A 13,797-nucleotide genomic window follows, 5' to 3' on the forward strand; every position below is an offset into this window, starting at 1 on the left:
GTTACTTATCCCTTACCCCTCTTCCCTTTTCCCTCTCTCAGCCATGATTTGCCGCCTCGTTAAGGACTATCGTTTTGAAGCCGCCCAGACCCTTCCTTCCCTGCCCGGGGATCACAAGTGCAAGCGCATGCACGGTCACAGCTTCAAGATCGAGATCGCCGTCGAGGGCGAGGTGGACCCGAAGATCGGCTGGGTCTATGACCACGCCCAGATCAGCAAGGCGATGAACCCCTTGATGGATCTTCTGGATCACTCCTATCTGAACGAGATCGAGGGCCTGGAGAATCCCACGATTGAAAACATGGCCGCCTGGTTCTGGGTGCGTCTGAGCCCGCAACTGCCGGGCCTGTGTGAGATCGTGATTCACGAGACGCCCACGGCGCGCTGTGTGTTCCGCGGGCAATTTTAGGCGCTGAAAGCCGCTGAACAGAATCTCTGGGGTCGCTTTCCCCAGAGGGGATTGGACTTGTCGGGAGGTGCGTGCATGCACTAAAACGAGAGCATGCGTTTTGGTCTCGTCACGTGTCTCTTTGCCATCCTCGCGTCTGCGCCCCTTGCTGCGCAGGATCGGTCTCCGGAGAAGGCGAAGGAGGAGGCAAGGCAGGCGGATCTGAGCGACGTGGCTGACATCGCATGCTGGCAGGAGGATCTCGCAACCATTCAGAGGCTGATTGCAGAAGGGTGGGACGTCAACGGTGGAGGCTCAGAGTCAAGGTCCAAACCCTTTTACGTGGCAATCAAAAGCGGAGCCCACGACATCGTTGCTGCGATGGTCGCCGCCGGAGCCCGGTTGAATGAGCCGGATGCCAATGGCAATACAGCACTGTCGATGGCGGTCGGGAATTCTCACCGCAATCCCTCAGAAGAGTCGTCGTTGAGGATGCTCAACTATTTGCTGGAGAATGGAGCTGATGTTCACGCTGGTGGAGAGGCGGCGGTGACCGCGGCAGCGGGAAATAACTTGAACCTGGTGAAACGTCTCGTGGCAGCTGGTGCCAGGCCCACTCCTGAATCCCTGGCTGCTGCCGTAAGCGACAACAAGGAGGATGTGGTGGACTACCTGCTTCAGCAAAAAGTGGATCCGAAGTCGAAGCTCAAGAACAACAAGACCCTCTTTCACTCTCTTCCTGAAAAGGCGCTCTTCGAAAGGCTTCTGGCTCTGGGTCTCGATCCTAACGCCGCTGACGACTCCGGGCGGCGGCCCGTTCACGTTGCCGCTTCGCGAGGAACCCGAAAACTCCCAGTGATGAAGCTGCTGGTGGAGCATGGTGCAGACATCAATGCGGCAGACGGGGAGGGGATCACGCCCGTGATGCTCAGCCTTCCCAACAGGTGGATGAGGGAGACCGAGATGATGCACTATTTGGTGGAGCTTGGGGCACGATTGGATCTGCGCGACAAGCAGGGGCGCACCGTTCTGGACCATGCTTGGGCAAAAGGAAGATGGGAGGACGTCCTGTACTTCAAGCGCCATGGAGCAGGCTTTCCCGATCCACGCGAGCGGTTGGACTTTTTCGTCCGGCGGGCTGCCAGTTCAGCGGTGGAATCGTCAACGTCGCGGGAGATCGTGGGGTGGCTGTCCACCAGCGTGGACCCGATTGCGGATTTCAAGCCTGACGGTCGACCTCTCACCGTCTGGTTTGTCATCATGGGCCATTCTGAACTGTTGGAGTTGTCCATCAAACAAGGTGTGTCCGTGGACGCCACCGATGGCGAAGGGCGCACGGCGCTCATGTGGGCGGAGATGACCGGCTCCGCTCAGGCCAAGGATCAGCTGTTGGCAAGAGGGGCCAGGCGGGACATCAAAGATGCCAGCGGGAAAACGGCGGGGGATTGGGCAGACTGGCGTGCGCATTTGGAGAAACATCCCCAATCTGCGGTGTCTGATGGGGCTCTCGTCTCACAGGTGCCGGACCTCCGCTCCGGTGAGGAGCAGGAGCGTGATGGTTTTTTTGCCGCCATCTATCGCAACCAACCGGAGGAGTTGCGACGTCAGTTGTCAAGCAAGCCCGGATTGATGAAACTCGGGCAGGGCGGTCTACCTCCACTGAATCTGGCTGCTGCATTGGGTCGATTGGAGATCATGGATGAACTGGTGCGCAGGGGGGCAATGCTGAACGGCAAATCGCCCGATGGAGAGACGCCGATGATCCTGGCGGTTCGGGGCGGACAGATGGCAGCAGTTTCGTGGTTGCTGAAGAAAGCACCGGGCGTTGTTTTTGGGGAAATGCTGCCTGAGGCTGGAGCGGAAGCGGTGAGCATGAAGCAAAGCGGGATTCTGCGCTTTCTTTTTGGGGAAGGGTGGCGTCCTGCGCAAGGCGATGCCAGTCTGTTGGCGCTACAAGTGGCTGTAGATCGCGATGATGCAGCCCTGTTTCGTCTGTTGTTGGAAGGAGGGGCGGAATTGCGCCCAACTCCATCGAAGAACCTCGGCGATGAAAATGAATTCGCGTCTCTCCTGCGAAGTGTCGGGAAGAGCACGGACACTGCGGTGTTGAAATCCTTTTTTCAGCACCTTGAGCAGCCGGTTCGGGATCAGTACCAGGCGCATCTTGCAGGGCTTTTTCAAAGCAGAGCCAGCAATGGCGATGTGGCAGGGGTGAAGTTGTGTCTGGAATTGGGAGGGGTGGATGTGAACGCTCGACTCCAGTCTGGTGCGTACACTCCAGGAACCTGGTTTGCGAAGGAAGATAATCGGAACTTCACCACTGCCCTGGGTTTCGCGGCGGCTGCCGGACAGTTTGAAACGGTGCAGTATCTCCTGCAGCAGGGGGCCAAGTTGGAAGGTCTGGGACCGTACGACATTCCGTTGCTGCACGGTGCGGTCGATTCGAAAAATGAAAAACTCGTCGCCCTTCTGATCGAACGTGGCGTGCCCCTTCAGGAGAAGGATCGTCAAGGCAGAACGGCGCTCCAACTTGCGGAGTTCAAGGAGCACCAGGCGATTGCGAACTTGCTGCGGAAAGCAACTGCCCGGCCATCCGACTAGGGGGCATCACTGCCCAGTCGCTTTGACGAAAGCGGTGCAGATTTTTGCCTCTCCCGGATAACTGCCGTCCTTAGAGGCGTGCCAGGCTGCGCACAACCATCCCCCGGTTGTTTTCAGTTCCACGGAGGTGTTCCAATTGCTCATCTCGGGGGATACCGTGTGTTTGAGTTCCTTGCTGGTAGGATTGAAGCTGCTGATTACCGTCTGCCACGCTTTGAGCGGATCCTTGCGATCTTCGCTGGATTCTGCTTCACGCACCCATGCCACCCACCACTTTCCTCCCGCCCATACAGGTGAGGATGCCGGTACGAAGCTCTCGATGGTCGCTGGCTCTCCAAGACGCACACTGCTGCCACTGCGGCCACTTTCGACATCTACATGGGAGAGGTGAAGTTGCTGAATGCGGTAATCAGGAAATCCCGGGAGGTTCGACCAGTTCGTCCATATAAACCCAACCGTAGATCCGGTGAAATTTGTCCTTTCAACATGGGGATCTTGCTGAGGATCCAAGGGGAGGGGAAGCTCGACACTCGGCCCATTTGGATCGCTGCGCGTGAGGACAAAACGGGAGACCGTCCCTGCGGGCGAGATGCTGATTACCCTGTCCTCCTGGTCTCTGCGGTCGGGATTCGATAAATAGACCTCATCTGGCCACTTCTCCAGCCGGTGTCTGGGAACGAGAATTTTGCCATCTGGGGAGTAGATGATGCGTGAATAGACAGGCTCATCCCGAGCCCCTTGATTTGGCTGCCGTGTGCGGAAGGTCATGATGAATTTTTCATCTGCGACATCAATCATCGGGGCGGTGTCCCCCGCAGGATCGGAGTGAGCACAAACTTGCCCGTGCATCAATACACACCATCCCAGCGCTAGGAGAGTCCTTGGCAGTGCCATCGCGCCAAAATAGCGGTCCATAGGGTGGCAGGGCAAGTCTTCTCGCCATTTGTTATTTTGTCTGCCTCCGTTTCACCGAGCCTCGGAGCCCTCTTTCGCGCTCGGGCGACAACGGGACTGCTCTGTCAGGTGCAATAGGGCTTGTCGAGCGGTGGAGCTTTCCACTAAAACGGGGCATGCGATGGTCCTGTTTGCTCGGTGCTTTCCTGCTGCTTGGTCCCGCCTGGGCGCAAAGCGGTCCGGCGGCTGCGGCGATTGACGTGGAGCATGAGCAGGTCCAGATGAGGGCCTTGTATGCCGCCTGTGACGGCGGCGATCTGGCCAAGGTGCAAGCACTGGTCAAGCAGGGCATCAACGTGAATGGCTACTCCGAGGAGTATCGAGGCAAGCCGTTCTTCGCGGCACTGGCGCGGGGGTACTCCGATGTGGTGCGCCTGCTGATACTCGCCGGGGCGCGAGTAAATGAAGCGGATCCCGATGGCAAGACGCCCTTGTATCAGGCCACCCGGCGGGGAGCCAGTCCAGAGTCGGCAGAGCGCATGGTGGAAATCTTGTTGGCGAATGGTGCCGATGTGAGCGCCGCAGGCGGCATGGCCTTGGAGGGCGCGGCCAGTCAGTCAGTGAACTTGGTGAAACAACTCCTGGCTGCAGGGGCAAAACCGACCATGGGTGCTCTGGCCGTTTCCGTTTCGGAAACGGAGATGGAAGTGTTCGAGTATTTGATCAAGGAAGGGGGGCTGGATCCGAATGCGCGCGTTGCGTCCCATGGGGGGACATTGTTTCATGAAGCCACCAGGGTTCCCATGGCTGCACGTCTCCTCAATCTCGGTCTGGATGTCAATGCGCAACGTGACGACGGCCGTACGCCGTTGCTCCTAGCCTCTGAGAAGGGCGATATCGAACTGGCCGTCTGGCTCCTGGAACAAAAGGCGAATGTTAATCTGGCGGACAAGGAGGGGAGAACGCCTTTGATGGCATCGGTCGGAAGCGGCTCCTACGATGAGCCTCTGCTGCCCATTTTGTTGAAGGCTGGAGGAGATCCCCAGATCCAAGACCTCAAAGGCAGGACTGTCCTCGACTATGCCTGGGAAGAGGGGGCCTGGGGTAATGTCGTGACTTTGCTGGATGCTAAGGCGGAGTTCAAAAACATTGGGGAGACCCTTTGCGCCTTGTTTGCCAGAGCACAATCGTCTGCAGTCTCAGAAGATGCCGTGGAGCAGATCGTCGACCGATTGCTGCCTCGGACAGGGACGTTGAACGATCTTCGGGTGGAAGGGCGACCGCTGCTGGCTTGCTCAGTGTTGCTTGGTCAGCCTCGACTGACGGAGCGATTGCTCAATGCAGGGGCGAAGGTGAATGCGCCGGACTCAACTGGGCGTACCGCGCTGATTTGGTCCGCCATGTGCGGTAACTCATCAGCCAAGCAACTCCTTGTGAAAGCGGGGGCCAACTCGCATATCAAGGATGCTTCCGGACGGGATGCTGCGGCCTGGGAACGAGAGATGCGGCAGAGTGCCAAGGGGGAGTCTGGTGGTCGTGACGACGGGAGTTCCTTGAACCCGATTGAGCGTGGGACAACGACTGGGCAGGTGCCAAAGGCGACGCATGAGGTGTTCTTCAAGTCTGTGATGATCAACGATGCGGCAACCGTGCGGCGTCTGCTCACCGCAGACAAGAATCTGCTAACGGATGAGCAGGGTGGCTTGAGACCACTGCATCTGGCCGCCGCGCTGGGGCACATCGAGACGGCGGAAGTCCTCCTGCGCGGTGGGACATTCTTGAATGAAAAGACGTCGGTCGGAGAAACACCTTTGGAGCTCGCCGTCCGCGGGGGACGCAGTGAGATGGTGACCTGGCTGCTGGACAAAGCGCCGCCCGTGCTGGCGGTGGACATGCTCCCTGCGGCTGGCAGAGCTGCCTTGGACTCCTACCAATCGGGTATCTTGACTAAAATGATGCTAAGAGGCTGGACTCCTGAACGATCCCTAGGGGGGCTCAGGCTCGCGCTCTTCAACGAGGACGTGGAACTCCTCCGTGAATTGCTGGCTGCAGGGAAGGACGCGAAGTCCGAAAAACCTACGGAGCAATGGGGCACGCTTCCGCTGTTGGATGTGATTGAAAGCCTCGGTTACGTCAAGAACCCGGAGTTGGCCCGGATGCTGATTCGTCATTGGGGGCTGCCTTTGCCTGCTCCAGCGGATATGGCGTTGGTTGCGGCGATGCAGCAATCCGCGTTGCTTGGGAACACGGCTGTGATGGCCACCTTTATCAAAGAGGCGAACCTCGACATCAACCATGCCCTGCAGAAAGCCACTGAGCCATCTTGGACACCAACGCCTGAAGAAGGGCAGCCTCGTCCGAAGCTTCGGACCGCATTGAGCCTGGCGGTGGCTGAAGGCAGGCTGGAAACAGTGAAATGGCTCTTGGATCGAGGCGCCCAGACCGAGGGCGTGGACGACCGTGGGTGGCCTCCGCTCTGTAGTGCAGCTGCGTCTGGGAACGTGGAGATGGTCAAGTTGCTGATCGCAAAAGGAGCATCCCTGCAGACAAAGGATGGCAAGGGCAGCTCAGCCCTCGATCTGGCGGTCGAATTCGGTCACGATGATGTGGTGGCACTGCTTCGAAGCCAAGAGCTGGGAGAAAAGTCCCTGCCCGTCAAAACGCCCCTCCAGAACGCACCAAAAAACTGACCATCAGGGGGAGGGGACGGCTTTGAATGCGGTGATGATTCTCCCAACGCCCGGGTAGTCGCCATCTTGAGATGCGTGCCACGCTGCGCAGAGCCATCCCTTGGTCGTTTTGAGATCCAGATGGGCGTTCCAATGACTCTGTCCCGGAAGTCTCTCCTCGGTTAGCTTTCCTGAATTGGGATCGTAGCTGCTCAGAACGGTTTGCCACGCCGTCGTGGGATTTTGCAGTTCGGCGAGGGTGTTGGCAGCCTTTACCCAGACTACCCACCAGCGTCCACCGGCCCAGACAGGTGGCGAGGCTCGCGGAAAGCTGTAGACGAGCGCGGGTTCACCGAGCCGGATTCGACTCCCCGGTTGAGCGCCATCCCGGGCTACATGGGTCAAGTAGAGTGAGGTGGGGGTATCTCCATCGGTTCGGTCTCCGGTGGAGTCAGTCCAGGTGAACCCGACCCATTTGTCGGTGAAAGTGCAGGCGCTGATCTCGGCATGCTTTTCGGGAGAAACTGGCAGCGGCGTTTCATGGAGAGGGGTGCCTTCAATTCGAATGCTGGTAAGGACGAAGCGTTGTCCTTCGGCTGTAGGTTTCGTCTCGACGACAAGCCCTGCGACGTTGCTACGGTGTTCGGCCCACGGGCGTTCGGGTACCTCTTGAGCACGATGTCTGGGAACGACGACCTTTCCGTCGGGCGAATAGATGATCCGGAAAAAGGGATTCTTTTGGGAGCGAAGTTGCCCGACAGGGGTTTCTTCGATGGCGCGAAATGCCACTGCGAATTTCCCATCGATCACCTCGATGCTGGGGTGGGTCTCCCCGCTGGGATCTTGATGCCCTTGCGCAATTCCCACGGCCAGCCCAAGCCACGCCAGTTGAAGGACCATTTTGGGGAGTGCCATCGCGCTAAAATACCCAGACCATTGGCCGAGAGGCAAGTCTTCTCGCCATCGGTCATTTTGTCGCACCCCCGTTTCACCGTTTCCGCCTTGCGCGGACGGGTTTGACCGCTAGTGTGGGCGGGACAGTCCGACAGATTGACCTGCCAAGCATGAAGACCACGTTCGTTGCCGCCACTCTCGCTCTCGCCGCCCTTTTCACGACCTCCTGTGAACAGCACAAGTGGTCCGAGACCAGCAAGCTTTTCAAGGCTCATGGCGGGGAAGAAGGTGCGCATGGCGCCCACGGCGATGCCAAAGGTCACGGTGATGACCACGGCAAGGCTGACTCCCATGGCGAGAAGAAGGAAGGCGAAGCCAAGCACTAAGCTGGGCTGGTCTCCTCTTCATTCCATTCTAGATTTTCGTAAGAGTGGGGGCTGAAAATTAGCCCCCACGGCCCGGGAGCGGGTGATATATTGTTAAAGCGGTGACTCAACCGTCCCTCCACCTATGCGTGCTCCCCTCGGCCCTCTCGCCCTGCTGACATTGCTCGGGCTCTTTTTGCTCCCGTTTGTGGAATTCTCCTGCAAGGGACAGAAGGTGATGACCGCCACCGGCTACGAGGTGGCCTTTGGCAAGAACATGACGGCGGATCTGCCGATCAGCGACTGGCTCAAAGGGGAGCGAGAGCCCGGAGAACTGGGGAAATCCCGTTCCCGCGATGGCTTTGACCTCACGATCAGCCAGAAAGAGCGCACCCAGGGACGTCCACTCGTGGCGGCGGCGCTGATTGTGGCCGTGGTGGGTGGGTTGGTGGGGTTCCTCTGGCCCAGCTTGGGTGGTTTTGCGGGCATGGCCGCGTGTGCGCTGCTTTTGGTATCCCAGAGTGATATGAACAAGGAGATCCAGGAGCAGCAGATCCCTCTTTTGGTGGTGAACTTCCTTCCTGGATTCTGGGCCTCTTTCTGTGCGGCAGCGGTCGGCGCGGTACTGTGCTTCCTGGGCGGCAAAAAGTAGGGCAACCGCCTCTCAGCGGCTCCGGTTCGTGTAGGCCCCGCAGGATTCTCTCACCACCAAGTGGGGAGAGAGCAGCACCATCCGCGGTGGCAGAGTGGGAGAGGTCATGCGCTCCAGCAGCGTGTTGAACGCCATGTGCGCGATGTCCCGGCAGGGCTGGTGCATGGTGGTGAGAGGGACGGAGAGCAGGGAGGCCACCTGCACGTCATCAAAGCCCACCACCCGGATGTCCTGCGGCACATTGATCTTCAGGTGGGAGAGGGATTGCAGCAGGCGGGCGGCGACGAAGTCCGTCGTGCACATGAGCGCGTCCACCCGTCGTCCTGCCACCACCTGCCGGACGAACTTCACATCTCCCGGGTCCCCGGTCTGCACAAAGTCCCGGGGCACTTCCAGACCGTGCGTCATCATGGCGGCCCGGGCTCCCGCTATGCGCGCATCCGCTGGTGGGGCGGAGAAGGGCATGACCACGTAGCCGAGGTGCTTGGCCCCCAGCTTGATGAGATGCTCCGCGAGGATGTAGCCGCCGGCAAAATTGTCGAGCCCCACCAGGTCCATTGGGCTGCGCTCGGGAAATGCACCAATATCCCGGTCCACCAGCACGACGGGGATGCCTGCCCCGCGAAGACGCTCGATGATGCGGTGATTCGCCGCCTGATTGTACGGGCGGTGCTCGAAGGGGACGAAAAACACGCCCGCCACGCCTTTTTCAATAAACTGCTCACAGAGGGTCTCCACCTCCTCCACCCGGGTGTCCATTTCCGTCTTGGGGCGGCTGGTGCCTCCCCACCACATGCCGTAGTCGTGCACGCGCGCCAGACCGGATAATTCCCCGAAAATACTCTCGAATATTTCGGGTTTTCCGTGGCTGGTGAGGATAAATCCGAGCTGGCGGAAGGAAGTCCGCGTGCCAGCCGCGCCCGGGGGGCTGACAGATTCCCTGACATACGTCCCGGAACCGGCCCGTCGGTAGATGATGCCCTGGTCCTGCAGGTCGCGCAGCGCCCTGCCCACCGTGGGACGTGAGACATTGAACCGCTTAACCAGTTGAGCCTCACTGGGCAGCCGCTCGTTTCCGGCGTGCTTGCCGGCGGCGATTTCGGTCGCGAGTTGGCGGGAGATCTCCTGATGTTTCATGCGTGTCACATGGGTGAATCCTGTCACTATCAGGTTTTGAATCAGTCAGGTCAAGTTTCTAAAAGATGACATGACAAGGTGTTCACAGAATTGGGGTGGATTTTCTTAATATCTCTTCAGCCGCCGGACACGGGCCCACCGGTGCGCTGAAACCCATTCAATAGAAAATCCAAACTTCCTACCACGACTTCCTCATGCACTTGAGCCCCATCAAAAAATGTCTCATCGCCGCGGTTATTTCCGGAACCTCCTTCGCATCTTCATCCGCCTCTGAGGGCGGCTACTGGCAGGGCGAGCACGCGCTCGGGAACTTCCTCGGCATCCGTGATTCCCTTGAAGCCGCAGGGGTCACTTTCTTCGGCAGCTATGAAGCCAACATCGGCGGGAACCCGGTGGGGGGACGCGAGCGGGGCGTGGCCTACTCGGACAACTTCGATTTCGGCCTGCGGTTTGATCTGGAAAAGCTCGTCGGCTGGGATGGAGCCACCTTCACGGTTCAAGGAGTGCAACGTGACGGCACCAGCCTGACCAACGACTATGTGGGCAACTTCTACCAGGTGCAGCAGAACTTCGGAGTGCAGACCACCATGCTCTACGGGGTGTACTTTGAGCAGAAGTTTCTGGATGACCGCGCCTCGCTGAAGTTCGGCCGGTTTGCCACCAACGACGACTTTGCCACTTCACCCATCTACGGTCTCTACATGGGTAATGCCATCGACGGCAATCCCAAGTCACTGGTATCCAGCGGGGCGTTTACTTCGTATCCAGGATCTTCATGGGCGGCACGTTTCAAATACGAGACGTCTGCCGAAACCAATGTGTCCCTCGGCGTGTATCAGAACACAGACACGGTCTATGATGAAGGCAAGCATGGCCTCGACTGGAGCATGCGCGGCAATGATGGCGTGATGTTCATCGGTCAGGTGGGTTGGACGCCGGAGTTCTTCCGCAAGCCGGTGGCTTCGGGAACCACCGTGGATGGCAAGTCTGCGAAGGCAGTGCAGCCGACGACGGAGATGAAAGGTCTGCCTGGTCACTACTGGCTGGGGATGTATTACTCCACCTGGGAAACCCGGGCTTTTGACAGCGATGAGCTGCAGGATGGCAAGTATGGTTTCTATGTGCACGCCGATCAGATGGTGTACCAGGAATCCCCAGGCAGTGATCAGGGACTGACTCTGTGGACCGCGGCGGTCTATCAACCTGATGAGCGGGTCAATATCATCCCTTTCCAGATCAACGGTGGCCTGGTGTACAAGGGGCTCATCCCCGGGCGTGAAGCGGACTCCACCATTCTCGGCCTTTCCTACGGCAGCTTCAGCAAGGACTACGCCCGCGAGGAACGGAAGGCGGGGCGCGGCAATCCTGACTACGAGTTCGTGGTGGAGGCCGGCCATCGCATCCAGCTCACCAAGTTCGCCTACGTGATGCCGGAGCTGCAGTGGATCATCAACCCTGCGGGCACTGGTCAGGTGGATGACGCCCTCGTGGTGGGCCTGCGGATTGGCATCACCTTCTGATGCCGGCGCCGCCATGGCGTATTGCCTAGAACCTCAATGCATCAATCCCGTGTTTGATTTGTGATTTCAGAACTTATGAAACAGGAACCCAACCTTGCACCGGGGCACCTCCCGGACAATGGCCCGCCCCTGCTGCTAAGTGCGGATGGCGTCACGAAATCCTTCAACGGCGTGCCGGCATTGCGCAACGGCGTGCTCAAGCTCCGCCCCGGCAGTGTGCATGCGCTGTGCGGGGGCAACGGGGCGGGGAAGTCGACATTCCTCAGCATCCTGATGGGCATCCTTCAGCGGGATGGCGGAGACATCCAGGTGGATGGCAGGGAGGTCCACTTCAAAAACCCCCGGCAGGCCCTGGAGGCGGGCATCTCCATCATCACGCAGGAGCTGAGCCCGGTGAAAGGCATGACAGTGGCGGAGAACCTGTATCTGGGCCGGGAGCCCCGCCGCCTGGGCTGTTTCGTCAATCACGGCCGACTCAACGCCATAGCGGCGGAACTGCTGGACCGGCTGGGTTTCAGGATCCAACCCACCAGTCTCATGAGCTCCCTCAGCCTGGCGGAGATGCAATTGGTGGAGATTGCCAAGGCACTTACCCATGACTCCCGCATCCTCATCATGGATGAGCCCACCTCCGCCATCGGGCAGCACGAGACCGAGCTGCTCTTCAAGGCGGTGCGGCAGCTGCGCTCCATCGGGGCGGGCATCATCTACGTGACCCACCGCATGACGGAGATCTTCGAGCTGGCGGATGACTACACCGTCTTCCGCGATGGAGCATTTGTGGAGTCCGGCGCCATCCGGGATATCGACCGGCGCCATCTCATCCGGCAGATCATTGGGCGTGATGCGGCCTCGCAGTTCCGCTCGGTGGCCCCCGTGACGGTCAAACGTGAGGACCGCCCCTTGCTGGAGACGCGACACTATGCCTGTGGCAGCAAGTTTGGGGAGGTGAACCTCACTCTGCATCCGGGGGAGGTGGTGGGCATCTACGGTCTGCTGGGGTCCGGTCGCAGCGAGTTCTTGCAGTCGCTCTTCGGCCTGGAGGCGGGAGTGAAAGGGGAGTTGCGTATGAATGGAGAAGCGGTGCGCGTGCGATCTCCCCAAGACGCCATGAAACAGGGCATGGCCCTGGTCACCGAGGATCGCAAAGGTTCCGGCCTGGTGCTGCCGCTTTCCATCACGGAAAACATCGCCATGTCCTCACTGGATCGGTGGTCCATCGCTGGCTTTGTGAACCGCCGACAGGAGGCGCAGGGCGTGCAGGAGATGGTGGAGAAGTTCAAGATCCGTGCGGCCAGCGTGAACCTGCCCGTGCAGTACATGAGCGGGGGCAATCAGCAGAAGGTCGTGCTGGGCCGATGGCTGCAGACCCGGCCCCGCCTGCTGCTGCTGGATGAGCCCACCCGCGGCATTGATGAAGGGGCCAAGCAGGAGATCTACCGCTTCATGACCGAGTTCACCTCCGCCGGCGGGGCCATCATCATGGTTTCGTCAGAGGTGGATGAAGTGCTCGGCATGAGTGACCGCGTGCTGGTCTTCCGCCGCGGCTTTCCCTGCCGGGAGAGCCGTGATGGCCCTCTGACCCGCGAGGAACTCGTCCACCTCGCCGCCTGACCCCGACCTTTTTCCAATCTGCCCACCTCACTTTATTTCCTATGATCACGAACACTTCCAACGTCGCCCTCACCACCCCAGCCACGGGGAGTGAATCCGCACCCTCCCTTTCGCGCCGACAGTCCACCATGACGTACGTGCACCAGTACGGCATCATCGTCGCCTTCTTCCTGCTCTGTGTGGGACTGTCGCTTTCCAGTGAGTATTTCCTCACTCCCAAGAACATCATCAATGTGCTCCGTCAGACCTCGATCAATGGCATTCTCGCCATTGGCATGACCTTGGTCATCCTGGCTCGTGGGATCGATCTCTCTGTGGGCTCGGTGCTGGCGCTCTCTGGCATTGTGGCCGCGAGCCTGGCCACAGGCGAAACACCGCAGCCTGCCTGGGTGGCGGTGACCGCCGGGCTGGGCGTAGGCCTCGCCTGCGGGTTGGTGAACGGTCTGGTCATTTCCCGTCTGAGTGTGCCTCCCTTTGTCGCGACACTCGGCATGTTGAGCGTCGCCCGTGGATTGACCTACATCTACAGCGAGGGCATGCCCATCCCTGATCTGAGCCAGAGCTTCCTCTGGTTGGGGCAGGGCCGTATTTGGCAGATCCCTGTGCCGGTGCTGTTCCTCGCTGCCACCTTCATCATCTTCTGGGTGGTGTTGAACAAGACCGTCTTCGGCCGCTACATCTATGCGGTAGGTGGCAACGAACGCAGTGCCCGAACTGCAGGCATCGGCACCAAGAAGGTCCTCGTAGCCGTGTATGGCCTGGCAGGCATGCTCGCGGGTTTGGGAGGCTTGATCCTCACGGCACGAACCACCGCAGGTTTGCCTCAGGCGGGGCAGTCTTATGAACTGGACGCCATTGCCGCCGTCGTGATCGGCGGCACCAGCCTCAACGGGGGCGTGGGCACCATCCGCGGCACCTTGTTCGGCGCACTCATCATCGGCGTCATCAACAACGGGCTGGACCTCCTCGGGGTGTCCTCCTTTTACCAACAAGTCGTGAAGGGCTGCATCATCGTCTGTGCCGTGCTGCTCGATCCCGCCCGCCGCTTCCGCGACTGATCCTG

Annotated in this window: 11 protein-coding genes; 8 read left to right on the plus strand and 3 right to left on the minus strand. The window is 59.6% G+C overall.

Annotation, left to right across the window (positions count from 1 at the left end; genetic code table 11):
* The first annotated feature begins 43 nt into the window (after window positions 1-43).
* Together queD and BV106_RS17725 are read left to right on the plus strand one after the other, a co-directional pair.
* On the plus strand, window positions 44-409 hold the full coding sequence (gene queD / locus BV106_RS17720; RefSeq protein ID WP_009960776.1) for a 6-carboxytetrahydropterin synthase QueD: 366 nt from the start codon (window positions 44-46) through the stop codon (window positions 407-409).
* A 93-nt stretch (window positions 410-502) separates the two neighbouring features.
* A complete protein-coding gene (locus tag BV106_RS17725) occupies window positions 503-2,989 on the plus strand; it encodes an ankyrin repeat domain-containing protein (protein ID WP_038166921.1) in 2,487 nt (828 codons plus the stop codon).
* A 6-nt stretch (window positions 2,990-2,995) separates the two neighbouring features.
* Here BV106_RS17725 and BV106_RS17730 read toward each other — a convergent pair whose 3' ends face one another.
* A complete protein-coding gene (locus tag BV106_RS17730) occupies window positions 2,996-3,757 on the minus strand; it encodes a hypothetical protein (RefSeq protein WP_265595805.1) in 762 nt (253 codons plus the stop codon).
* A gap of 302 nt (window positions 3,758-4,059) precedes the next feature.
* On the opposite strand from BV106_RS17730, the gene BV106_RS17735 reads away from it, so the two are divergent.
* Window positions 4,060-6,573 carry an ankyrin repeat domain-containing protein gene (locus BV106_RS17735; protein WP_038166924.1) on the plus strand — a complete coding sequence of 838 codons (2,514 nt, stop codon included), beginning with the start codon at window positions 4,060-4,062 and terminating at the stop codon, window positions 6,571-6,573.
* Window positions 6,574-6,576: 3 nt separating this feature from the next.
* On the opposite strand, the gene BV106_RS17740 is transcribed toward BV106_RS17735, so the two are convergent.
* Window positions 6,577-7,467 (minus strand): hypothetical protein, encoded by an 891-nt coding sequence (locus BV106_RS17740; RefSeq protein ID WP_038166926.1) that lies wholly within the window; start codon window positions 7,465-7,467, stop codon window positions 6,577-6,579.
* A gap of 149 nt (window positions 7,468-7,616) precedes the next feature.
* On the opposite strand from BV106_RS17740, the gene BV106_RS17745 reads away from it, so the two are divergent.
* Window positions 7,617-7,832 carry a hypothetical protein gene (locus BV106_RS17745; protein ID WP_038166927.1) on the plus strand — a complete coding sequence of 72 codons (216 nt, stop codon included), beginning with the start codon at window positions 7,617-7,619 and terminating at the stop codon, window positions 7,830-7,832.
* Window positions 7,833-7,956: 124 nt separating this feature from the next.
* A complete protein-coding gene (locus BV106_RS17750) occupies window positions 7,957-8,463 on the plus strand; it encodes a hypothetical protein (protein ID WP_038166928.1) in 507 nt (168 codons plus the stop codon).
* A gap of 12 nt (window positions 8,464-8,475) precedes the next feature.
* Here the strand turns inward: BV106_RS17750 and BV106_RS17755 are convergent, their stop codons facing one another.
* Window positions 8,476-9,600 carry a GntR family transcriptional regulator gene (locus tag BV106_RS17755; protein WP_038166930.1) on the minus strand — a complete coding sequence of 375 codons (1,125 nt, stop codon included), beginning with the start codon at window positions 9,598-9,600 and terminating at the stop codon, window positions 8,476-8,478.
* A gap of 194 nt (window positions 9,601-9,794) precedes the next feature.
* Between BV106_RS17755 and BV106_RS17760 the strand changes: the two genes are divergently transcribed.
* The 3 genes from BV106_RS17760 to BV106_RS17770 all read left to right on the plus strand — a co-directional run bounded on the left by BV106_RS17760 (window position 9,795) and on the right by BV106_RS17770 (window position 13,792).
* Window positions 9,795-11,120, plus strand: a complete 1,326-nt coding sequence (locus tag BV106_RS17760) for a carbohydrate porin (RefSeq protein ID WP_038166932.1) — start codon at window positions 9,795-9,797, stop codon at window positions 11,118-11,120.
* A 75-nt stretch (window positions 11,121-11,195) separates the two neighbouring features.
* On the plus strand, window positions 11,196-12,734 hold the full coding sequence (locus BV106_RS17765) for a sugar ABC transporter ATP-binding protein (protein WP_051946001.1): 1,539 nt from the start codon (window positions 11,196-11,198) through the stop codon (window positions 12,732-12,734).
* A gap of 41 nt (window positions 12,735-12,775) precedes the next feature.
* Entirely contained in the window at window positions 12,776-13,792 is a 1,017-nt protein-coding gene (locus BV106_RS17770) for an ABC transporter permease (RefSeq protein WP_038166933.1), read from the plus strand.
* The last annotated feature ends 5 nt before the right edge of the window (window positions 13,793-13,797 follow it).

It is taken from the genome of Verrucomicrobium sp. BvORR106 (assembly GCF_000739655.1).
Lineage (GTDB): Bacteria > Verrucomicrobiota > Verrucomicrobiia > Verrucomicrobiales > Verrucomicrobiaceae > Verrucomicrobium.

Coding starts and splice junctions, on each gene's coding strand:
- queD (WP_009960776.1), top strand. CDS start 44: ATGATTTGCCGCCTCGTTAAGGACTATCGTTTTGAAGCCGCCCAGACC.
- BV106_RS17725 (WP_038166921.1), top strand. CDS start 503: ATGCGTTTTGGTCTCGTCACGTGTCTCTTTGCCATCCTCGCGTCTGCG.
- BV106_RS17730 (WP_265595805.1), bottom strand. CDS start 3,757: ATGACCTTCCGCACACGGCAGCCAAATCAAGGGGCTCGGGATGAGCCT.
- BV106_RS17735 (WP_038166924.1), top strand. CDS start 4,060: ATGCGATGGTCCTGTTTGCTCGGTGCTTTCCTGCTGCTTGGTCCCGCC.
- BV106_RS17740 (WP_038166926.1), bottom strand. CDS start 7,467: ATGGCACTCCCCAAAATGGTCCTTCAACTGGCGTGGCTTGGGCTGGCC.
- BV106_RS17745 (WP_038166927.1), top strand. CDS start 7,617: ATGAAGACCACGTTCGTTGCCGCCACTCTCGCTCTCGCCGCCCTTTTC.
- BV106_RS17750 (WP_038166928.1), top strand. CDS start 7,957: ATGCGTGCTCCCCTCGGCCCTCTCGCCCTGCTGACATTGCTCGGGCTC.
- BV106_RS17755 (WP_038166930.1), bottom strand. CDS start 9,600: ATGAAACATCAGGAGATCTCCCGCCAACTCGCGACCGAAATCGCCGCC.
- BV106_RS17760 (WP_038166932.1), top strand. CDS start 9,795: ATGCACTTGAGCCCCATCAAAAAATGTCTCATCGCCGCGGTTATTTCC.
- BV106_RS17765 (WP_051946001.1), top strand. CDS start 11,196: ATGAAACAGGAACCCAACCTTGCACCGGGGCACCTCCCGGACAATGGC.
- BV106_RS17770 (WP_038166933.1), top strand. CDS start 12,776: ATGATCACGAACACTTCCAACGTCGCCCTCACCACCCCAGCCACGGGG.